Raw genomic sequence first — 21,801 nt, 5'->3', positions numbered from 1 at the left:
ATCAATTACAAACTATAAATAAAAAACAAATGACGACATCTAATAACCAATTTGGTATTTCGGAAGTATTAGAAAAATTAGGACTCGTGGCAGAGAACAATGGTTCTTCTACAGGTCTTAACTCTTTTTCTAATGGTAGGATTATAGAATCTTATTCTCCAGTAGACGGTCAACTTATCGGAAAAGTAAAAGCTTCTACAAAAGAAGATTACCAAAAAGTAATGGCTACTGCAGAGGAGGCTTTTAAAAGCTGGAGACTAGTGCCTGCTCCTAAACGAGGCGAAATCGTAAGACAAATAGGTGAAGAACTTCGAAATAAAAAAGAATACTTAGGTAAACTAGTATCATACGAGATGGGAAAAAGCCTTCAAGAAGGTCTAGGTGAGGTACAGGAAATGATCGACATCTGTGACTTCGCAGTAGGTCTATCTCGTCAGCTATACGGATTTACGATGCACTCTGAGCGTCCTATGCACCGTATGTATGAACAGTGGCACCCTATCGGAGTGGTAGGTGTTATCTCTGCTTTTAACTTCCCGGTAGCAGTATGGAGTTGGAATACTATGATCGCATGGGTATGTGGTGATGTGTGTATCTGGAAACCTAGTTCTAAAACACCATTATGTGGTGTTGCATGTCAGAATATCGTAGCTGGTGTATTCAAGAAAAACAATATCCCTGAAGGTGTATGTAACCTAGTTATCGGTAATGAATGTGGTGATCTAATCAACACGGATCCTAGAATTCCTCTAGTGTCATTCACGGGGTCTACTCGTATAGGTAGACATGTATCTAAGACTGTAGCAGAGCGCTTCGGTAATACGATCCTAGAGCTTGGAGGTAATAATGCTATCATCGTATCTGAACATGCTGATATCAATATGGTATTAGTAGGAGCTGTATTCGGAGCTGTAGGTACAGCAGGACAGCGCTGTACTAGTACAAGAAGGCTTATCGTACACGAGAGTGTATATGATAAGACAGTAGATGTACTACAAAAGGCGTATGCTCAATTAAAAATAGGGAACCCATTAGACGCTACTAATCACGTAGGACCACTTATCGATAAAGCAGCTGTAAAAGATTACTTAGACGCTATCGAAAAGGCAAAAGCTGAAGGAGGTAAGGTCATCGTAGAAGGTGGTGTGCTAGAAGGTGCTGGGTATGAGAGTGGATGTTATGTAAAACCGTGTATCATAGAAGGTAAGAATACATACGAAATTATACAGGCTGAGACATTCGCACCTATCTTATACATCATGAAGTACAAAGATATCGAAGAAGCTATCGCAATGCAAAACGGAGTGCCTCAAGGGCTATCTTCTTCTATCTTCACGAATAGTATGAGAGAAATGGAGTTATTCTTATCTCATGCTGGCTCTGACTGTGGTATCGCTAATGTGAATATCGGTACATCTGGTGCTGAGATTGGTGGAGCATTCGGTGGTGAGAAAGAGACTGGTGGAGGAAGAGAGTCTGGATCAGACGCATGGAAAGCTTATATGAGAAGACAGACGAATACAATCAACTATGGTACAGAGCTACCATTAGCACAAGGTATTAAATTTGACTTCTAGTCTATACTTATAAAAATAGAGGGTGCTTACAGCTAGTAAGCACCCTCTATTTTATTCTATTATCTAAGTATTTAGAATCTATATCCTAAGTTAATCCCTGCATTAAACTCAATAGCAGAGAATCTGTCATTCACTTCACTACTGAAGTTTCTCGCGATATCTGCAAAAGGATGAATCGTGAATGAGTCTCCTAAAGCCCACTTATACCCGAAGCCTACTCCAAAGATGAAGCTATTCATATCTACTTTAGTTCTGATAGATGTATCTGCTGCTTCTGACCATAGGTTCTCTTTAAAATCTCCAAAGCGATATTTTAAGAAAGGAGATACTACATATCCACTGCCATGTGCATCATTCCCTGACCCAAAATAGTAGTTATAGTTAACAACTAAACTGTTGGTATTAAACTTTTGGTTCTTCCCTCCTTTTTCTTTGTGGTAAGAAAAACGGTCGTTAATATTAAAATTAGCTCCTATCGACTGGTTATGCCCGATAAAGTGCTCATACCCGATCTCTACTGATGCTAGTGCAAGTGTATTAAACACATTCACTTTTACTTCATTAACAGCCTGTGCTCTAGCTCCTACTGTACCTACTAAGAGTAATAGTACTAAATATATTTTCTTCATATAACAAGATTGTGTGTGACAAATATAATAAAAGTGTTTTTTATTTATGGTTCCTTCCCTCCTCTTCTGGATATAGCTCAGCGACTACATCGCTCTGCCAATATTCCTTCGTCTCTATATCTAGAATAGAAATACGTCCTAAGAATGCTGCTCCAGTATCTATATTCCATATATTGGCAAAGTTCATAGGATACTTAAAACCATAATTAGTAACAGGTGTATGTCCTATAAAGATTTCATGATAGTGTAATAATCTCTTCGGATATCGAATATCTTCCTTACTGATTGTTGTATCCATAGATAATACCATCTCCCATAACGTTCTATCCCAATAAAAGCCTTCTTCAATATACTCGTCCTTCACTCCTCTTAAATTGGTAAAACCTGCATGAACGAAAAGTCTATTGCTCTCATCGATATAATAGTTCTGTAAGTTTCTAAAAAAATGGAGATGTTTCTCTCTCATTTCTTTTGTGATATTATCTAGAGAATAGGATTTAATAGAAGCATCACCTCCATTGCCTTCCCATAATTTATTCTCCTTACCTGTTTCTAACCAATTCACTAAAAGCGTCTCATGGTTACCTCTTAAGAAAGTACAATTGTGTGTGTCTTTTAAAGCTAATAAATATTCTACTACCTTCTCAGATTCACTCCACCCATCTACATAGTCTCCTAAAAAAATTAATTTATCTGAAGGGGTTACTCTTGCGCGTTCCATTACTTGTAATAGCGCCTTATAACCACCGTGTATATCTCCTATAACTAGTGTTCTACTCATCTATTTCTGTTTCGTATTTCAGTTTACGCAAGATACGCATTACTTCCTTAAAGGCTATAAAGAGCTGAGGGTCATTCGAATATTTTAGATAATCTTTAACGGAGATTAGTTCATCTTTAGCATCTTCAAAACCGTTTAGGTAGCACAGCATCATATTAAAGCATAGTTTACCTAATACACGTTCTTCCTTAGAAGTAAGTTTAAGGTTGTTCTGAAGTTTATAAATAACATTAAGACTAGATCCGTAGATATGTCCAAGTATGTTTCTATTATAGGATGGTGCTTTAAATAAGACTGTGTTGGTCATAGAATAAGTCCCGTTCTCTGAGAAGGAAATCATCACCTCTTCGAATGGGTAATAACTCGTCTTATCATTCAGTCCTAGATTTAAATACTCCGTTATCACAAACTTATGTCCATTATAAGCAATCGTGACGGAGTCTAAATCTGAATAAAACAACTTAATCTGCTCATTGACGAACTCTATATCTACTCTAGAATAAAATGGCATTCCCCTAACCATCTTTTTATTACCTGCCCAACAGATGATAAATTGTTCTCTAAAAACATTATACCTCGGCTTCATATCTCGATGCGTATCTGTCATAAAGGTGATAACACTATCTAAGATACTCGCTAGATCATTCTGAGAGTTCTTCTCTATGCTTTTTACTATTTCCCTATTCGTGCTACGAGGTACTACTGCATCAGGAACAGAGGTACTGCCTATTCTTACAAAATAACTTCCTTCTGCTATCTCACTGATAGATCGCTTAAACGTCGTTAGTCCGATACCCGATTGAATAGATACAAGTCCGACTACCCTATCTTTGGGTAAGTCATTAAAAGCCACATTATCATAGGTAATAAGCGGAGGATTGTCTAAATAAGCGTTGACTAAATTCTGAATCTTACTGTCATCATAGAAGTCTGCACCTACTATTTCGTTATCTTCATCTTCTATCCCTACTAATAAATAGGAGCTATTGTCTGGATTTGAATTCGCTAAAGCACAGATATGTTTTAGAAACTTAGCTTTGCCCGATTTACTGTGCAGATTGAGTTGCCTCTTCTTATCATAAAAGCTATTCTCATCATAATGCGCTAGTAAATTTTTAATAAGTAATCGCTTATTAATCACAACATTCTTGTTTTGTTCTTAAAATTATAAAAAGAAACTCACAATTCAGACCTAAATCAGAAACTCCTTTGTTATATTTAACCATACATTAACAACTTAATAGAGAATATTTTTTGAATTTGCGGTAAGAATCAGAAAAGTATATTACTTTAGAAAAAAAACTATAGATATGGACACAACAGGATCTAATTATGATATCCGTGAATTAAACGAATTAATAGAAAGAGAGAGTGCATTTATCGATATCCTAACCATGGAGATGAATAAAGTTATTGTTGGTCAGAAACATATGATCGATAGACTTTTAATTGGTTTGTTAGGACAGGGGCATATTTTATTAGAAGGAGTACCTGGATTAGCAAAAACTTTAGCCATTAATACTTTATCTAAAGCAGTACATGGAACATTTAACCGTATCCAGTTTACGCCTGACTTATTGCCAGCAGACGTTATCGGTACAATGATCTATAACGTAAAAGAAAATGACTTTTCGATCAGAAAGGGACCTATATTCGCTAACTTCATTCTAGCGGATGAGATTAACCGTGCTCCTGCTAAGGTACAGTCTGCATTACTAGAAGCAATGCAAGAGAAACAAGTTACTATCAGTGATGACACTTTCAAACTAGACAAGCCATTCTTAGTTATGGCTACTCAAAACCCAGTGGAGCAAGAAGGTACTTACCCTCTACCAGAAGCACAGATGGACCGTTTTATGCTTAAGACAGTTATAGATTATCCTAAATTAGAGGATGAAAGACTTGTTATCCGTCAAAACTTAGCTGGTGAGAAACCTCAAGTTAATGCTGTAGTAACTCTAGAACAAATACAACGAGCTCAAGAGGCTGTTAAGAAAGTATATATGGATGAGAAAATAGAGAAGTATATCTTAGATATTATCTTCGCTACTCGTTATCCAGAACAATTTAAATTAGAGAAGTTAAAACCTATGATTAGCTTCGGTGCATCTCCTCGTGGAAGTATCAACTTAGCTCTAGCGGCTAAATGTTATGCGTTTATCAAAAAGAGAGGATATGTAATTCCAGAAGATGTAAGGGCAGTAGTAATAGATGTATTACGCCATAGAATCGGGGTTACTTATGAAGCAGAGGCTGAGAATATTACTTCTGTAGATATTATTAACCAAATCGTAAATGAAATAGAAGTTCCTTAGTAGAACAGGGATAACTTTTAATATACAAAACCTATTTATAGTTAAGTGTAGATAGGTTTTGATGATTTTGTTAATTTGAAAGCTGTATAGTCATGGAAACCAAAGATATCTTAAAGAAAGTCAAGAAGATCGAAATAAAAACAAAGCGATTAAGTGACCATATTTTTTCGGGAGAGTATCACACTTCTTTTAAAGGGAAAGGTATGACCTTTTCAGAAGTGCGTCAATATCAGTTTGGCGATGATGTAAGGGCTATAGACTGGAATGTCACTGCACGTTATAATGAGCCTTATATCAAGGTATTTGAAGAAGAACGTGAGTTAACAATGATGCTCTTAGTGGATGTAAGTGGCTCGGAAGCGTTCGGGTCTACTGATCAGTTCAAAGAGGATATTGTACTCGAAATAGCTGCAACACTTGCCTTCTCAGCTACTCAAAACAATGATAAGATAGGTTTAATACTGTTCTCTGATCAAATAGAGTTATTCATTCCTCCTAAAAAGGGAAAAACACATGTGCTGAGAATCATTAGAGAACTTATCGACTTCAAACCTAAAAGTCTAAAGACAGATGTAGGCTTTGCTCTTGAGTATCTTTCGAAGGTAGTCAAGAAGAAAGCTATTGTTTTTGTACTATCAGACTTCATTACACACTCTTTTGAACAGACTTTGAGAATATCGGCAAAAAAACACGATATTACAGGCATAAGAATCTATGATAAAAGAGAAAAAGAGCTGCCTAATGTAGGTCTTATCAATGTATTCGATGCAGAGACTCATACAGAACAGCTAATCAATACTTCTGATGCTAGCGTGAGAAAAGCCTATGCTTCTCACTTCCACAAGCAAGAAGAAAACTTTACCAAAGTATTTCAAAAATGCGGAGCAGGAACTATCAATATTGAAGTGAATGATAGTTATGTCAAAAAATTACTAGGATACTTTAAATCGAGATAAGGACAATGAAATCTAATTTTCTACATATTGCTATTATTTTTTTAGTTGCTACTTTCTCTACTCTAGCCCAAAATAGAATAGAAACACAAGTAGATACTACTGCTATAAAAATAGGAGACACCTTTCTATACACCATAAAGGCCCATTCTAACGCAGGAAGTTTAATTACATTCCCTGCTACAGAACAAATAGGGAACTTTGATGTAGTAGAATCATTCCCTATTGATACGATTAAGAATGATAATACACAGGAGTTAATTAAAAAGTATCACCTGACTCAGTTTGATGCTGGTGATTTTAGTATTCCTGCTGTACCTGTTATTGTAGATGCTAAGCTATTTCACACAGACTCTATACAGATACATGTACAAGATGTAGCAGTAGATACATTAAAACAACCTCTTTATGAGATAAAGTCAATCTCTAAAGAAGGTGCTTCTTTCTCTACAGATTGGTACTATCTATTGTTTATCTTCATCGCTGTACTAGCAGGGATAGGTATCTATATCTATATCAAAAGACAACAAGAGAAGAACCTTACGGAGGATGATAAGTACAAAACTCCTTATGAGAAGGCAGTTAAAAAGCTTAAGAAATTAGAAGAGAAGAAAAACTGGAATAGAGGTGATGCTAAACCATACTATTCTGATATGAGTATTATTACTAGAGGGTTTATAGAAGATACTTTTGGAATCTCAGCAAAAGAATTGACGACTTTCGAAATTATCACTATTCTTAAGGCTACTTTAAATGATAAGAAGGTAAAACTAGATCCTGTGGTAATTAAAGAATTAAAACGAGTTCTAGAGTCCGCAGACTTAGTTAAGTTCGCTAAATCTCAACCTAGTGAAGGCGAAATAACAGCGGATACTTCTAAAATACAGAATGTCATAGACAGTATTAATACAGCTTATCCTATCTCTGCTGCTACACAAACGGAGTTAATCAGAAGAAGAGAGGAAAGTAAAAAGAAAAAGAAAAGAATACGTATATGGATCCCTACAGCTATCACAGCTTTCTTAGTTGTTGTGACCGGGATAGTGTATATTATCAATACTTCTGCTAAAGAAGATTATCATTGGTTTACATTCAACAATACGAAGAAACTGATGAACAAAGAATGGATTACTAGTACATATGGTACTGCTCCAGGACTGACTATCTCTACTCCTGAAGTTCTAATCCGTAAGAATGAACCTTTATTGCAAGAAGGAAAACCAGATGGTATATCATCACTTAATCAATTTAAATATGGTGTACTAGAAGACCCTATTCACATTGTATTAAATAATGTAGTTACCACTAAGGAATATAAATATACTGATAAGGAATTGATTACTTATTCTATTTCATTGCTAACACAAAACAATAAAATAGAAAACTTAGAGTATAAAGATGAACGCTTTGAGAATGCAAATGGTATTCTTGGAACACTTGTTTATGGTGAGTTTGCATTCAAGAACCCAACTAATCAAGTAGAAGAAAAAGTAATGTTCGAAGGAGTATTAACAGACAATGGTGCTAACAAAGATCAAGTATGGATATTCTATCTAGCAGAAGATGAGATAGCTCCTAAGCTAGTAGAACGTATGTTTGATTCAATACAGTATAAAAAAGAGGAGAAATAACAATGATACAGAATATAACTTTTGCCAATCCTGAGTTCTTCTGGCTATTTATACTATTACCAATAGTTCTATTTGTATGGTATAAAAACAGAAAGAAACAGCGTGCTACTGTCAAGCTAAGCACTATACAAGGTGTACAAGAGCATACTTCACTATTAGTTAAGTTATTGCCTATTTCTATTATCTTACGAGTACTCGCTCTTAGTGCCATTATAGTAGGTATGGCTAGACCTCAAATCGTGAATGTAGATTCACAGATACACTCTACTCATGGTATCGATATCGTGATGGCTATGGACGTATCAGGGAGTATGTTAGCACGAGATCTAAAACCAAACCGTTTAGAAGCACTAAAGACTGTAGCTGCAGACTTCGTATCACAGCGTGTGACAGATCGTATAGGATTAGTTATTTATGCTGCTGAGGCATATACTAAGACCCCCGTGACAAGTGATAAATTACTGATACTAAATGATCTTAAGAGTATAAAATATGACAATGTACTAAGAGATGGTACTGCTATAGGTGTAGGTTTAGCCACATCAGTAAACAGATTAAAAGACAGCCCTGCCAAAAGTAAGATTATCATACTTCTTACAGATGGTGTCAATAATACAGGTACAGTAGATCCTACATTAGCTGCCGAGATCTCTAAAGAGTACAATATTAAAGTATATACTATTGGTATCGGTACTAATGGATTAGCAGAGTCTCCAGTAGGAATAAGAGAGAACGGTGAAATAGTATATGAGAAAATACCAGTAGAACTAGATGAAGAGCTTATGAAGTCTATCGCTAAGACAACAGGAGGAAAGTACTTTAGAGCAACAGATACTAGTAAGCTTAAAGCAATTTATGAAGAAATCAATCAATTAGAAAAAACGAAGATTGACGAACAGAAGTTCGTTAAATCTGATGACAAGTTTCAATTCTTAGTGTTACTTGCTTTTATTCTATTGTGCATTGATTTCACATTACAAAAAACATTATTCAGAGGATTCATATAATAGATTATGTGGGAGTTAGACAATAAACAATATCTTTTTCTATTTTCAATCATAGCAATATTGATCTTAATCTTTATTGGGGATATCTTGTGGAAGAGAAAGAAGCAACAATCATTTGCTACAGCTAAAGCAATTAAAACTTTGGCACCTAATCAATCTAAGAATAAACCAATCATTAAGGCTTCTATTTATCTAGTAGCTCTAATATCTATTGTAATCGCTTTAATCAATCCTAAGATAGGAACAAAGGTAGTTACTGTCAAAAGACAAGGTGTTGATATCGTATTCACACTAGATGTATCTAAGAGTATGCTAGCACAAGATATGGCTCCTGATAGATTGGCAAAGATGAAACAACTAGTCTCTCAGATTATCAATAATCTAGGACCAGATAGAATTGGTATAGTAGGATATGCAGGTACAGCATTCCCGATGTTGCCTATCACTACAGATCATTATGTTGCTAAGATGTATCTTCAGACGATGAACACAGATATGGTCTCTTCACAAGGTACAGCATTTGAGGATGCTATCTATGTAGCTTCTAATTTCTATGACAATCCCAATACAAGCAAAGTTATGATCCTTATCTCTGATGGAGAAGATCACGGAGAAGAAATGGAAAATGCCATCAAAATAGCAAAAGAAAAGAAAGTAAAGATTATCACCATCGGTGTAGGAACAGAGGCAGGAGGACCTATCCCTATTAAGACACCTAAAGGCGTAGAATATAAAAGAGATTGGAACAATGAGATCGTTACTACCAAGCTCAATCCATCTACGCTTAAATATATAGCTGATGCTACTGGAGGAAAGTATTATTACGGTTCGAATACACAAGAGATAGTAGACCTTATTAAAAACGACCTTAGCAAAATAGAAAAAACAGATTTTGAAGATCAACAAATCGCAGAGTACCAATCTCAATATCAGTGGTTCTTAGGATTTGCTTTCTTACTGATCTTTATCGATTTATTCATACTAGAAAGAAAGACTATCTGGATGAAGAAACTTAATTTGTTCAATGAAAAAGAATAGCATGCGATTAATTATGAAAAACTCATTCTACATCACGATATTTTTATTGTTTACTGCTTACTCATTTGCACAGTCTGCTGGTAGAGCGCTGAGTACAGGTAATGAAGTATTCGAGAACAAACATTATACTCATGCAGAATCTTCTTATAGAATAGCTAATTCTAAAGACAGTAAGTCTGTGGCTGATTATAACTTAGGAAATTCTTTATACAAACAGCAATTAACCAAAGAAGCAGAAGCTGCCTACCTTAGAGCGATACAAAAAGCAACAACCAAAGAAGCTAAGCACCAAGCCTATCATAACTTGGGGAATGCTTATATGAAATCGAAGAATTATCAAGCAGCAGAACAAGCTTATAAAAAGGCCTTATTAAACAATCCTAAAGACGATGAGACTCGTTATAACTACGCTGTAGCGAAGAAAATGAACAAAGAGAATCCTCAAGACAATCAAGACAACAAGGATAATCAAGATCAAAACAAAGATCAGAATAAGGATAATCAAGATCAGAATAAAGACCAAAACAAGGACAACAAAGATCAAGACCAAAATAAAGATAATAAAGACAAAGGGGATAAAGGCGATCAAGACAAGAAAGATCAAGATCAAAATGATAAAGGAGATCAGGATGACAAGAACAAAGATGGTCAGAATGATAAAGATAAAGACGATAAAGGAGATCAAGACAAAAAAGATCAGCCTAAACAGAATAACCCTAAAACGCCTAATCAAGATCAGATGGATCGAATATTAGATGCGATGAATAAAAATGAAAAAGATGTACAGCAGAGACTAATTAATAGAGGTCCTAAAGGTGGTAAACCAGAGAAAGGACAACCTGCTGGACAAAATGAACAAAGAAAAAAAGACTGGTAGAATACAATGAAAACACTGCGTTACTACATATTATTATTCGCTCTGATTTGCACTCAAGCAATCATAGCCCAGGTGAACTTTGAGGTGGCAGTGAGTAGAGACAGTGTACCTTTAAATCATACAGTACGTGTACTTTTCACTATAAATCAAGATGGTGATAACTTTACACCTCCTATATTTAACAACTTCACTATCGTAGAAGGCCCTAATCAATCAGTTAGTACTTCTTGGATGAACGGTGAAAGAATTTATAAAAAAACCTACTTTTATGTTGTAAAACCAAAAATAGAAGGGATACTCACTATTGAACCTACTTCTATTGAGATAAATAAACGTATCTATAGAACTGAACCGATAAATATTACTGTCTCTAATGACATTGTTCCTGAAATTTATTTAAAAGATACTGATTTAAATAACATACGATATACACTTAAAGCACGTAATCCAACGGTTTATGAAAATGATTTTGCTATAATAGATCATTACATACTTACTACTATACCTATCAACGGTTTTTTAACTGAGAAACACCCTGTTTTTAAACATTATTTTGATATATCAAATTCATTAAGTGATACTACTTTCTATAAAAAAACAACAATTAATAGAACAGAAAAATACGTTGCTAAACTTTACAGTAGCATTTATTGTATGTTAACTATTGGTAAACAAGAGAAAAAAGCTGAGGATATATCACTAAAAATCCCATTATATAAAAAACGCCTTTCTAATTTGCCAACAATTTTAGATGAAACTATTGAGAAAGATTATACATCGAACAACCTAACCATCAAAGTTAAACCACTTCCTAAAAAAGATAAACCTAAGAACTTTTCTAAAGCTGTAGGTACTTTTGATTTTAAAGTTGTACCTAGTGCTTTAAAAGTAAAATCGGGAGAAAAACTAACTATTAAACTTGAGGTAACTGGTATAGGAAATATTCCAATTATTGAATTACCTCCCCTTACTCTTAGCAATATTAAGACAACGATATCAGATCCAGAAACGGATGATAAAATAGAGGTAAATAAAACAGGAGTAATAGGAAGTATTTTCAGTTCTTATACCTTAACTCCACAACAAGTAGGAACATTTACAATAAATCCAATAGAATTCACTTACTTTGACCCTCAAAAGAAAAAGTATATCACAATACACACTGAAAGCATCACAATAACAGTAACTGATTAACAATAGTTAAACGAAAAGTAAAAAAAGACTGGTAGAATACAATGAAAACACTGCGTTACTACATATTATTATTCGCTCTGATTTGCACTCAAGCAATCTTAGCTCAAATCAGCTTTGAAGCAACAGTAAGTAGAGATAACATACCGCTTAACGACAATGTTCGCGTTGACTTTGCTATGAACCAAGATGGAGATAACTTCTCTCCTCCTCGTTTTGACAATTTCACTGTAGTTGGAGGTCCTAACCAATCTGTTAGCTACTCTTGGGTAAATGGTAAAAAATCTTTTAATAAAACCTATTCTTACTTCTTACAACCGAAGAAGAAAGGAACTCTATCTATAGGTTCAGCATCTATAGAAATAGAAGGACAGGTCTATAAAACCAAACCGATTACCATCACAGTATCTGATGCTGTAGCAAAGCAAGACCCTAGACAGCAATATAATCAAGTACAGCAGAAAGCTCTAGATGAAATACATCTAGTCGCTGAGGTGACGAATCAGAATCCTTATATAAACGAACCTGTAACGATAACGTATAAACTGTACTTCAATACCAATATCGCAGGATATACAGGAAGAAAAATACCTACTTATGAGAAGTTCTGGGTGCACAATGTAGACATCCCTAGACGACCTGAAGTGAAGCTTGGTAAGTATAAAGGGATAGATTATAATTACATTGTATTAAAACAAGATGTATTAATGGCTCAAGAAGCAGGTAATCTTAGTATAGATCCTCTAGAGTTAATGATACAAGCAGAAGTTCCTACAGGTAGACGTGACTTCTTCGGATATCCAGAGTTTGGGTATATGGAGAAAGAATACAGTACAGGTAGAGTAACGATCAAGGCAAAAGACCTTCCAGAAGCAGGTAAGCCCGATAACTTCTCTGGGGGGGTTGGGACATTTACATTTAAAGTAACTCCAACTAAGACAAGCCTTAAATCAGGTGAACAACTAAACCTAAAAGTTGAAGTTGCAGGTAAGGGTAACTTGAATTTATTGACTATACCTACCCCTACTGCACACTCTGCTCTAGAGATGTATGACCCTACTAGTTCAGATAAGATTACTTCTGGAGTACACGGTATGCAAGGTAGCAGAGTGAACGATTACATCATTATCCCTCAGTATAAAGGGGATTATATGATTGATCCTATGGAGTTCTCATACTTTGACTTAAGTACTAAGAAGTATAAGACTATTCACATTGACAGTTTAGCGATCAATGTACTAGAGGGACCTACCTTGCCAACTAATACAGAAGCAAAAGACACAGACGTAGTAGATAAGAGCGAATTGTTCCAACCGAATAAAGCTACACCTACAGTAGTAGAAGCTTCTACTAGCACATATTGGGACACTACGTTATTCTACGTCCTTACAGTACTACCATTCGCAGCTATACCGTTATTCTTACTTGTCGTGATACAGCGTCGTAGATATGCATCAGACACTGATGGTATCCGATTGAGAAACAACAATAAACTAGCTAGAAAATACTTAGGAGAAGCGAAGAAAAACATCAATAACAAAGAATTGTTCTATGAAGCACTAGAGCGCTGTCTACACAACTTCCTAAAAGCGAAGTTAGACATGGTGACTAGTGAGATGAGCAATGAAAACATTACAGAGATTCTAACGGATAGAAATATTACTGAAGAAGCTATTAAGAACTTTATGGATATAAAGAACGCTTGTGAATGGGCGCGCTACGCTCCGACTGATCAAGTTAATATCAATAAGGACTATGACAATGCAATTACAGTAATCTCTGAATTAGAAAAACAATTCAAATAGACCAACATGAAACACATCATCACTCTTTTTATATTTGTTTTGAGCTTTCATACATGGGCACAAACGGATTCTTGGAAACAACAATTTGACAAGGGGAATGCCCTGTATCAAAAAGAAAAATATAGCGAAGCGATCACAGCCTTTAAAGCCATAGAGAAACAAGAAACTTCTTCACCAGAAGTATTCTTTAATCTAGCGAATGCTTATTATAAAACACGTGATTATGTCAATGCTGTTTATTACTATGAGAAGGCATTAAAGCTTAATCCTAGTGACACTGCTACAGAGACTAATCTAAACTATGCGCGCAAAGAGCTTATAGACGATATTACGATAGTGAAGCAGTATGATAACGAAGACATACTACACCAGACATTAGGTAAGCTATCCGTTGACCAATGGGCTACACTAGCTACAGTAATGGCCTTTGTCGTACTATTGTGTTTTGTGGTATATTATCTGAATCACAACAGTACTATTAAACGCATTAGTTTTGTATTGATGCTTGTTTCTATCCTAGTGATAGGAGGTAGCGTATACGCTGCTACTTTTGAGAAGAAGTATGCTTCTAAGACTACAGCTGCTATCTTATTTACTGAAAAGGTAAACCTTAAAGAAGACGCGAAGAACACCTCTCGTACACTAAAAGAACTACACGAGGGTACTAAAGTGTATATCTTAGAGAAAAAAGCATTGTGGATCAGAGTAAGACTAGATGATCAGCAAGAAGGATGGATAGAAGAGAATACGATTAAGTATATCTAGATCTTTTCCGGTTCTTTTATATCTTGTATCATATCGATACTCTTAGAGAACAGAGATTTAACTAAGTCATATAAACTAGGTAATAATGACTCAGACAGAGATACATATATTTTATAACTAGTTGAGTTCATTAATGTCTCATGACTGACGAACTTAAATATCGAGTTAACCTCATCGAATATAGAGAGAAAGATACTTCCTACTAAGATCACGATCAAGATCTGAAATACAGCCCCAAAGAGTCTGTTAAACAGTCCTAAGAATACTGCTTGTACAAACTTAGTTGCTAACTGAGCAATGAATCGTGCGGCTAATACTGCCAGCACAAAAGCCAATACAAAAGCGAGTAAAGGAATAGAAGGTGATTCCCATCCTAGAGAATTCATCAGAAATTCTTTTATAATATTTGAGAATTTCAATGCTCCTATTATTCCGATAAATAGAGATAGAAAAGAAACTACCGAAATAAAAAAACCATCTCTAGCTCCTTTTATAATAGCAAAAATAACGGCGATAAGGCATATAATATCTAAAAACATAAATACTCAAATATATTCTGTGCGAAGATATTACAATTCTATTAATTACAATAGAGCAGAACTGTAGTATATTTGTCACCATTACAACTAACAATATGGCAAGAGACGAACAATTAAAAGCTAGATGGGACGCTGTCGTTCAGAAAGTATCTGACCGATTCGGAGACGGAGAGACACTAGACTTAGAAGCTATCATATATTTAATCGGAGTACAAGAACTAGGTAAAATCAAAAAGAGATATAAAAAAGACGACAAAGTGAACTTAATGCATATCGCTATCTGTCGTCTATTAGAACCTTATGGTTATTACGAGTTTGATCACTTTGACCAGGACGGATGGCCACACTATAATGTAAAAGAAAACCTACCTAGCCTTAAAGCTGGTGAACAATCGGTTTTAATGAAAGAAGCGATAGTCAATTACTTCTTAGAAAGTAAGTTTATTGACTAACATAAGAAACAATTATAAAAATTATAGCTGTTTATAATTTTATGTCTAATTGAAAAGCAGTAAATTTGCTTTTTACTTTACTTAAGATGATAGATAAAATAAAAGAATACATCGGTGAAGCGGAACACTTTAACACCGATAATAAAGAGACGCTTGAAACATTTAGAATTAAATTCTTATCTAAAAAAGGAATTTTAAACGACTTATTTGCACACTTTAAAACGGTGCCTAATGAGCAGAAAAAAGAGTTTGGTCAAGCTATCAATCTATTAAAAAGCACTGTCGAGAATAAAGTAAAATCTATTCAAGATGAACTAGAATCTAAAGATGTGCAAGGTCTTTATGGAGACTTAACACGTCCAGGTTACCCTCTAGAGATCGGGTCTAGACACCCTATCTCAATTGTTAAGAACCAAATCGTTGATATCTTTAATAACATTGGTTTTAACATCTCTGAAGGTCCAGAGATTGAAGATGATTGGCATAACTTCTCTGCGTTGAACTTCCCTGAGTATCACCCAGCTCGTGATATGCAAGATACATTCTTCGTTCAGACGAATCCAGAACAACTATTACGTACACATACTTCATCTGTACAGACTCGTTATATGGAGAAGAATACACCACCTCTGAGAACTATATCTCCAGGGCGTGTATTTAGAAACGAAGCTATATCATCTCGCTCACACTGTATATTCCACCAAGTAGAAGGTCTTTACATTGATAAAGATGTTTCTTTTGCTGACTTAAAACAGACTTTGTTATACTTCACTAAAGAGATGTTTGGTAAATCTAAGATTAGATTACGTCCATCATACTTCCCATTTACTGAACCTAGTGCTGAGGTAGATATCTATTGGGGATTAAAGACTGAGACAGACTACCGTATTACTAAAGGTACAGGGTGGTTAGAGATCATGGGATGTGGTATGGTTGACCCTAACGTTCTTAAGAACTGTAATATCGACCCTACTGAGTACAGTGGTTTTGCCTTTGGTATGGGGATAGAGCGTATTGCTATGCTATTATACCAAATCGGAGATATCCGTATGTTCTTTGAGAACGATGTACGTTTCTTAGAACAATTTAAATCGAACTTCTAATAAGAAAACGATATATATTAAAAACACCTCATCTGATCTAGATGAGGTGTTTTTTTATATTCTTATACATATAGACCCTTATAATCACAATATGCATCATAAGGGTTATCTATATCTAACAATAGTGGATGATTAACTAGAAGCTCTTCTTCACTCCTATCATAATACCGTCTCTAGCAAACATCCCTCCTTGATAAGAGCGTACATAGTCTATACGGAAGAAATTAACCTTACCAAATCCGAAGTTAGACAGACCTGCTGTAAACTCGTGATATGGCTTTATATCGCTTACCATAGCATTGTGGTACCCTAATACTACATTCCATCCTGTCTCTCTTAGCAATGGAACCTTATTAATCAAGAATCCCTTAAAATCATACTCAAAATGACTCTCTACATAAGACTTATTCGTACTCAAAGCATAATATGGTAATAAATTAAACGAAGTCAATCTATCATTCGTGATGTTTAGATGAGTCTCGTTACCTGTGAAGTGTTTTCTATCCACATAAGAGATATTATCAGCACCAAAATATTTACCCATTAATACATTATACTCAAATCTCCCTTTATTGCTCACCGTTAGTCCTTGGCTAAATCTAGCTTCTAGCTTATCATACTCTAATCCTTTCTCACTGCCACTGAATCCCTTTTCATAGTTCACCTCTATCAGAGGATAGTTAGGATTGCGCATATAGATACGCTTAGTAGGATAGCTTACATAGTTCATCCCTAAAGATAGCGTAGTACCTACCCTAAACTTGTATAGATGATGATTCGTGATCGGACTACTGTTCATATCTAGAGGAGCTAACGGATCATTAGAGGTATAAGCTCTACTACCCTTATAGAATGAGCCATTCGCATTATTATACAGCGGACTTCTATCCTCATACCCTATCGCACTGTGTACCTTTAGAGCTTCATTGAAGAACTGACCGTAATACCCCACATACACATCATTGTGATTATAATACTTCGCATAGTTCTTTCTCATTAATAGGGAGAATGCAGTATTCAGTAGTTCTGGTATATTCTCCTTATTATACTGTTCTATCTTACTCCCTCCTTCTATATATACTGCTGACTTAGATGCTCCCTTAAACTGGCGCAATAGCTTTCCATACACTCTCAGCCTATCAGAGGCAAACCCGTAGTCAAAACTAGCTCTACCATAAGTATACCCTATCTTATCCTTATCGTAGATAGAACCATACACAGCTGTATTCATATTGAACCCCTGCACAGTATTAAACCCAGGTTTATCAATTCCTATTAACCCTGTGTAGCCGATACTATACTTATTATCTTCTCCTCTATAGTTATACCCACCGAACACATCACCTATTTTAAATCTATTGTGTTTCTTGCGAATACTATCTTTATATGCAGGAGACTCTTTCACTAATCTTATACTATCCTTCACGCGATAATCATTCAACTCCTCTTCTGACAAAGCAAATAATCTATTCTCTTTCCAGAAATCATCCCCTTTCTTATTCACATCCTTCGCAAAGGATAAAATCTCTTTATCAAAGCTCGCTCTAGTGAAATTAGGTGTGAAGTTATAGCTGTTAAACACACTTAAGAACACCGCTTGTATCCGTACTCCTAATGCTCCAAAGACTAAGTCAAGGTTCTGCGAGCGCTTCACCCAGCTCTTATTCTCCTCATTATAACTAAAGTTCTGACTTACATTGATCTCCTCTATCAATGGCTGCTGTACACTTACCCCTGTTACCTTTAAATCTATACCATAGATAGCCCCTATCCCATCTACTAAGTATAGATCACCTGAGAACACAGGCTGAACTGATGACTTAGGCGTTACCTTGATTTTATTAATCAATACCCCTTTATCTCTGAAGGTAGCCTCTAGCGTATATTTATAGTATGAGAACGCTGCATCTGCTATCGGAGAGATTAGTTTAGTATCCATCTCACCGATCACGATATGATTATCATAGAAGTCATAGAAGGACTCATCCGCAGTATTAAAGCTATATCCACTATTACTCCCACTCACCTTAGACGCTATGATATGCTCCTTTAGTTTATGTGGTTTTTGGTACTTTAGGCTAGACACTGTTTCTGACAGATACACTATCCCTCTACCTAGTGAATCCACACCAGATAATCCACTACCATTCACCTGTACCTTCTTTTGAAAAAACTTAGACATCTTCAGCGTCTTCAGCATTCCTTTAGAATAAAAATCTGCAGTGAAAGCAGACATTCCCTCTGTATTCTTCTGTTTGTTCTTTATCGCTAGACGGATCAGATCATCTGCAGGATTCTTACCAGCTGTGATCACGATATCTTCTAGTATGAAGTCTTCAGACTCCAGTACCACATTTACCTCTTGGACAGCACCAGTATAGGTAATATTCTTTCGCAGCGTCTTATAGCCTAAGAATTGATATACGACTGTGTACTCTCCCTTCTGAGGTAAGCTTAACTCATATAGTCCCTGTTCATTACTTATTGTATTCTGTTGGCTTTTTTCTAGATACACCGTAGTATAACTAATGGGCTTACCCTCTGAGTCTTTTATACTTCCCTTTAGTTGGCCGAATACAGTCAAACCAAACAGAAGCATAAAAAGTGTAACAAATTGTTTCATTGGTTAGGTTTTGTTTAATAGTAACTATTAGACATTGTATTTATTACATTGTTACACCTTGACCATGATATTATACTAAATAACAGAACACCTCATACAGTCTTCATACCTCATCACATCGCTAACCTTCATATTCATTGACTTCATACCACTATATCCTCTCACAGAATAAGACAATACCTAAGTAGAGAAAGTTCTAAAGCGTTAATTAACTGTAAAAGAATTAGTCATTATAACATTAAATACACCTTTAACTCATTCTCTTTTGTATTTTTGTCAGTTCAAACTAAACTACCTATGTCAAGATTCAACCTATTAACTGTAAAAGAAGTTCGCAGAGAAACTCCTAATGCAGTATCAATAGCATTTGATATTCCTGCCAACCTAAAAGAGGAATTTGCATTCACAGCAGGTCAATATCTTAATATTAAACACCAACACGAAGGGAAAGAGATCCGTAGAGCTTACTCTATCTGCTCTACTCCTACTAGTGGAGAAGTACGTGTAGCAGTAAAAAAAGTAGAACACGGTGTGTTCTCTACTTTTGCAAACGAAACATTGAAAGCAGGTGACCAACTAGAAGTAGAGAATCCAGAAGGAAGATTCACTTTTGAGCCTAGCGCTTCAGTAGCTAATAACTATGCTGCCTTTGCAGCAGGTAGTGGTATCACTCCTGTGATGTCTATACTAAAAACAGTATTAGAACAAGAGCCTAACAGCAAGTTCGTACTAGTATACGGTAATAAAAATGCGGAAGAGACTATCTTCCATGACGAATTATACAAACTACAAGAACAATACGCAGAGCGTCTATTCATCCACTTCGTTTACTCTCGTATTAGAGAGAACGATTCTATCTTCGGACGTATAGATAAAGCAGCGATCAACTTCGTAGTAAACAACAAACACAAAGAAAAAGAGTTCGCTCGTTTCTTCTTATGTGGTCCAGAAGACATGATCGATACTGTAAGTGCTACTCTACAAGATAGAGGAGTTGCTAAAGACAAAATCGCTTTTGAGATCTTCACTCCTAACACAGATGGTGTAAATCCTGTACAGGCAGAAGGAGGTACTACTAAGGTGACTGCGCTAGTAGATGATGAAGAAGCTACTTTCGAGATGCCGAAGAGTGAAGTATTACTAAACGGTGTACTTAAAGCAGGTATAGATGCTCCATACTCATGTCAGGGAGGTATCTGTAGCTCATGTATGTGTAAGATCGTTAAAGGATCTGCTGTGATGAAGAAGAACAGTATCCTTACAGATGATGAGATAGCAGACGGACTTATCCTATCATGTCAAGCTATCGTGACATCAGACGAAATCTATATAGACTACGACGATATATAATAGATATACGCTATAATCTAAGCTCTCCCACAGTGGAGAGCTTTTTTTTTGCGATAATACACCGAGGTGATAGCCTATTGCATACTATATGATAAGCTATTTTTAGAACTTTTAAGCCGACCACCCTATAAAAAAAGGTAATAAAAGCACATTTAATACTTTAGAAATAACGTACTAATACTTTAAAAACAACGCACGGATTGCAAATCCGTGCGATCGATATAACACAGACAGTTCACCCTGTCTATAATACATACTATATGTCATTGACACAGATTTGCAACCTAGTTAACGCGGATTTGCAGTGTCGTTGGCGCGGATTTGTAATCCGTGCCAAGATATAAAACACAATACTGATATTCAGCCCTGAGAATAGTATCGTTTATTACAGAATAATTAAGCTTATTCTCCTCGCCTAGTATATCACTAAACGCCCCCTTATCGAAGATCTTTATAGCAGAATTATACACCTTGTCATAATCCCTTTCACTTAGCTTAAATGTGAATGTATAATGACCATCTCCTATAGCTATAAGCTCATGCTCATCCATCACCTCATATTCATCCTCTACACTTATACCTAGGATAGTCTCTATGCGAAGAATAGCTTTTTCTCTAACTTCTACATTACTACACGACAAGAATAATAACCCTCACAATAAATATAAATACGTCATTTAACTCTTAATCCCATTATTACTTATTACAACTATTTAACCTCATTTTCTTAAACAGTCTATCTCTATTATGATATAAACACTAATAATAGATCCTTCGAATACAACTTGAGTATGGTTCAGAAAAAAGGCTGTTTTCCCAATGAATATGGGGCTATATCCGAACAATTCCCGAACAAAAGTAAACCAATCTACTGCAAACGGTTAATTTACAATGTTTTAAAATAGAAACATATAATCAAACTAAGCCAATAAAACCATTTTAGAGCGTTATCTCCATATTATAGCAAAAGCAGATATATTCTTATAATACTTTATTAAACTTGGAATATTAATTCGTTTTCTTTGGTGCAGATTTGCAACCTAGTTGGCGTGGATTTGCAATGTCGTTGGCGCGGATTTAAAATCCGTGCCGAGATATAAAACACAATACTGATATACTAATACTTTAAAAACAACGCACGGATTGCAAATCCACGCGATCGATA

General features: G+C 35.6%; 19 protein-coding genes. 13 read left to right on the top strand and 6 right to left on the bottom strand.

The annotated features are described in order from the left end of the window. Positions 1-29 precede the first annotated feature (29 nt). Complete coding sequence (gene amaB, locus HX049_RS07765; RefSeq protein WP_286415207.1) at positions 30-1,577, top strand: L-piperidine-6-carboxylate dehydrogenase; 1,548 nt, start codon at positions 30-32, stop codon at positions 1,575-1,577. Positions 1,578-1,648: 71 nt separating this feature from the next. Here the strand turns inward: amaB and HX049_RS07760 are convergent, their stop codons facing one another. Genes HX049_RS07760 through HX049_RS07750 form a run of 3 tightly spaced genes read right to left on the bottom strand, consistent with a single transcriptional unit; the run spans position 1,649 to position 4,128 of the window. Then, the gene (locus tag HX049_RS07760; protein ID WP_006258016.1) at positions 1,649-2,206 is read right to left on the bottom strand and encodes a DUF3575 domain-containing protein; all 558 of its coding nucleotides are present in this window, start codon (positions 2,204-2,206) and stop codon (positions 1,649-1,651) included. Between the two features lie 40 nt (positions 2,207-2,246). Beyond that, complete coding sequence (locus tag HX049_RS07755; RefSeq protein ID WP_286415206.1) at positions 2,247-2,987, bottom strand: metallophosphoesterase family protein; 741 nt, start codon at positions 2,985-2,987, stop codon at positions 2,247-2,249. Then, positions 2,980-4,128: a DUF5929 domain-containing protein gene (locus HX049_RS07750; protein ID WP_286415204.1), complete on the bottom strand. Its 1,149-nt coding sequence runs from the start codon at positions 4,126-4,128 to the stop codon at positions 2,980-2,982. The genes HX049_RS07755 and HX049_RS07750 overlap by 8 nt, the downstream gene beginning before the upstream one ends. Positions 4,129-4,297: 169 nt before the next feature. On the opposite strand from HX049_RS07750, the gene HX049_RS07745 reads away from it, so the two are divergent. The 9 genes from HX049_RS07745 (at position 4,298) to HX049_RS07705 (ending at position 14,569) form a co-directional block, all read left to right on the top strand. After that, positions 4,298-5,302 (top strand): AAA family ATPase, encoded by a 1,005-nt coding sequence (locus HX049_RS07745; RefSeq protein ID WP_006258013.1) that lies wholly within the window; start codon positions 4,298-4,300, stop codon positions 5,300-5,302. A gap of 92 nt (positions 5,303-5,394) precedes the next feature. Beyond that, positions 5,395-6,258 carry a DUF58 domain-containing protein gene (locus HX049_RS07740; RefSeq protein WP_006258012.1) on the top strand — a complete coding sequence of 288 codons (864 nt, stop codon included), beginning with the start codon at positions 5,395-5,397 and terminating at the stop codon, positions 6,256-6,258. Between the two features lie 5 nt (positions 6,259-6,263). After that, the gene (locus tag HX049_RS07735) at positions 6,264-7,886 is read left to right on the top strand and encodes a BatD family protein (protein ID WP_286415203.1); all 1,623 of its coding nucleotides are present in this window, start codon (positions 6,264-6,266) and stop codon (positions 7,884-7,886) included. 2 nt (positions 7,887-7,888) lie between these two features. Beyond that, positions 7,889-8,893, top strand: coding sequence for a vWA domain-containing protein (locus HX049_RS07730; protein WP_286415202.1), 1,005 nt, complete (start codon positions 7,889-7,891; stop codon positions 8,891-8,893). A gap of 6 nt (positions 8,894-8,899) precedes the next feature. Then, positions 8,900-9,931: a VWA domain-containing protein gene (locus HX049_RS07725; RefSeq protein WP_286415200.1), complete on the top strand. Its 1,032-nt coding sequence runs from the start codon at positions 8,900-8,902 to the stop codon at positions 9,929-9,931. 1 nt (position 9,932) lies between these two features. Continuing rightward, positions 9,933-10,808 carry a tetratricopeptide repeat protein gene (locus tag HX049_RS07720; RefSeq protein WP_341308941.1) on the top strand — a complete coding sequence of 292 codons (876 nt, stop codon included), beginning with the start codon at positions 9,933-9,935 and terminating at the stop codon, positions 10,806-10,808. 6 nt (positions 10,809-10,814) lie between these two features. Then, positions 10,815-12,002: a BatD family protein gene (locus HX049_RS07715; protein WP_286415196.1), complete on the top strand. Its 1,188-nt coding sequence runs from the start codon at positions 10,815-10,817 to the stop codon at positions 12,000-12,002. 41 nt (positions 12,003-12,043) lie between these two features. Continuing rightward, the gene (locus tag HX049_RS07710) at positions 12,044-13,804 is read left to right on the top strand and encodes a BatD family protein (RefSeq protein ID WP_286415194.1); all 1,761 of its coding nucleotides are present in this window, start codon (positions 12,044-12,046) and stop codon (positions 13,802-13,804) included. 6 nt (positions 13,805-13,810) lie between these two features. Beyond that, the gene (locus HX049_RS07705; protein WP_286415192.1) at positions 13,811-14,569 is read left to right on the top strand and encodes a tetratricopeptide repeat protein; all 759 of its coding nucleotides are present in this window, start codon (positions 13,811-13,813) and stop codon (positions 14,567-14,569) included. Here the strand turns inward: HX049_RS07705 and HX049_RS07700 are convergent. Further along, entirely contained in the window at positions 14,566-15,108 is a 543-nt protein-coding gene (locus HX049_RS07700) for a CvpA family protein (RefSeq protein WP_286415191.1), read from the bottom strand. The two genes, HX049_RS07705 and HX049_RS07700, sit on opposite strands and share 4 nt — an antisense overlap. A gap of 95 nt (positions 15,109-15,203) precedes the next feature. Between HX049_RS07700 and HX049_RS07695 the strand changes: the two genes are divergently transcribed. Both HX049_RS07695 and pheS read left to right on the top strand, forming a co-directional pair. Next, positions 15,204-15,560, top strand: a complete 357-nt coding sequence (locus tag HX049_RS07695) for a hypothetical protein (RefSeq protein ID WP_006258004.1) — start codon at positions 15,204-15,206, stop codon at positions 15,558-15,560. A gap of 86 nt (positions 15,561-15,646) precedes the next feature. Next, positions 15,647-16,663 (top strand): phenylalanine--tRNA ligase subunit alpha, encoded by a 1,017-nt coding sequence (gene pheS, locus HX049_RS07690; RefSeq protein ID WP_286415190.1) that lies wholly within the window; start codon positions 15,647-15,649, stop codon positions 16,661-16,663. Positions 16,664-16,799: 136 nt separating this feature from the next. Here pheS and HX049_RS07685 read toward each other — a convergent pair whose 3' ends face one another. Further along, positions 16,800-19,286 (bottom strand): DUF5686 and carboxypeptidase regulatory-like domain-containing protein, encoded by a 2,487-nt coding sequence (locus HX049_RS07685; RefSeq protein ID WP_286415188.1) that lies wholly within the window; start codon positions 19,284-19,286, stop codon positions 16,800-16,802. Between the two features lie 297 nt (positions 19,287-19,583). Here HX049_RS07685 and HX049_RS07680 point away from each other — a divergent pair, with 297 nt between their 5' ends. Continuing rightward, on the top strand, positions 19,584-20,636 hold the full coding sequence (locus tag HX049_RS07680; RefSeq protein ID WP_286415186.1) for a ferredoxin--NADP reductase: 1,053 nt from the start codon (positions 19,584-19,586) through the stop codon (positions 20,634-20,636). Between the two features lie 284 nt (positions 20,637-20,920). On the opposite strand, the gene HX049_RS07675 is transcribed toward HX049_RS07680, so the two are convergent. Next, positions 20,921-21,277, bottom strand: a complete 357-nt coding sequence (locus tag HX049_RS07675; protein ID WP_286415185.1) for a hypothetical protein — start codon at positions 21,275-21,277, stop codon at positions 20,921-20,923. Positions 21,278-21,801: the final 524 nt, after the last annotated feature.

The sequence above is a fragment of the Myroides odoratimimus genome, from assembly GCF_030326305.1.
GTDB classification, from domain to species: Bacteria; Bacteroidota; Bacteroidia; order Flavobacteriales; family Flavobacteriaceae; genus Flavobacterium; species Flavobacterium odoratimimum_A.
Note: the sequence above shows the minus strand (reverse complement) of the source record. Positions and strands in the feature narration are given on the sequence as shown.

What these genes read in the sequence shown, in the direction of transcription:
- HX049_RS07760 (WP_006258016.1), bottom strand. Translation starts at nt 2,206, where the DNA reads ATGAAGAAAATATATTTAGTACTATTACTCTTAGTAGGTACAGTAGGA.
- HX049_RS07710 (WP_286415194.1), top strand. Translation starts at nt 12,044, where the DNA reads ATGAAAACACTGCGTTACTACATATTATTATTCGCTCTGATTTGCACT.
- HX049_RS07735 (WP_286415203.1), top strand. Translation starts at nt 6,264, where the DNA reads ATGAAATCTAATTTTCTACATATTGCTATTATTTTTTTAGTTGCTACT.
- HX049_RS07700 (WP_286415191.1), bottom strand. Translation starts at nt 15,108, where the DNA reads ATGTTTTTAGATATTATATGCCTTATCGCCGTTATTTTTGCTATTATA.
- HX049_RS07730 (WP_286415202.1), top strand. Translation starts at nt 7,889, where the DNA reads ATGATACAGAATATAACTTTTGCCAATCCTGAGTTCTTCTGGCTATTT.
- HX049_RS07745 (WP_006258013.1), top strand. Translation starts at nt 4,298, where the DNA reads ATGGACACAACAGGATCTAATTATGATATCCGTGAATTAAACGAATTA.
- HX049_RS07705 (WP_286415192.1), top strand. Translation starts at nt 13,811, where the DNA reads ATGAAACACATCATCACTCTTTTTATATTTGTTTTGAGCTTTCATACA.
- HX049_RS07715 (WP_286415196.1), top strand. Translation starts at nt 10,815, where the DNA reads ATGAAAACACTGCGTTACTACATATTATTATTCGCTCTGATTTGCACT.
- HX049_RS07740 (WP_006258012.1), top strand. Translation starts at nt 5,395, where the DNA reads ATGGAAACCAAAGATATCTTAAAGAAAGTCAAGAAGATCGAAATAAAA.
- HX049_RS07680 (WP_286415186.1), top strand. Translation starts at nt 19,584, where the DNA reads ATGTCAAGATTCAACCTATTAACTGTAAAAGAAGTTCGCAGAGAAACT.
- HX049_RS07685 (WP_286415188.1), bottom strand. Translation starts at nt 19,286, where the DNA reads ATGAAACAATTTGTTACACTTTTTATGCTTCTGTTTGGTTTGACTGTA.
- pheS (WP_286415190.1), top strand. Translation starts at nt 15,647, where the DNA reads ATGATAGATAAAATAAAAGAATACATCGGTGAAGCGGAACACTTTAAC.
- HX049_RS07695 (WP_006258004.1), top strand. Translation starts at nt 15,204, where the DNA reads ATGGCAAGAGACGAACAATTAAAAGCTAGATGGGACGCTGTCGTTCAG.
- amaB (WP_286415207.1), top strand. Translation starts at nt 30, where the DNA reads ATGACGACATCTAATAACCAATTTGGTATTTCGGAAGTATTAGAAAAA.
- HX049_RS07720 (WP_341308941.1), top strand. Translation starts at nt 9,933, where the DNA reads ATGCGATTAATTATGAAAAACTCATTCTACATCACGATATTTTTATTG.
- HX049_RS07725 (WP_286415200.1), top strand. Translation starts at nt 8,900, where the DNA reads ATGTGGGAGTTAGACAATAAACAATATCTTTTTCTATTTTCAATCATA.
- HX049_RS07755 (WP_286415206.1), bottom strand. Translation starts at nt 2,987, where the DNA reads ATGAGTAGAACACTAGTTATAGGAGATATACACGGTGGTTATAAGGCG.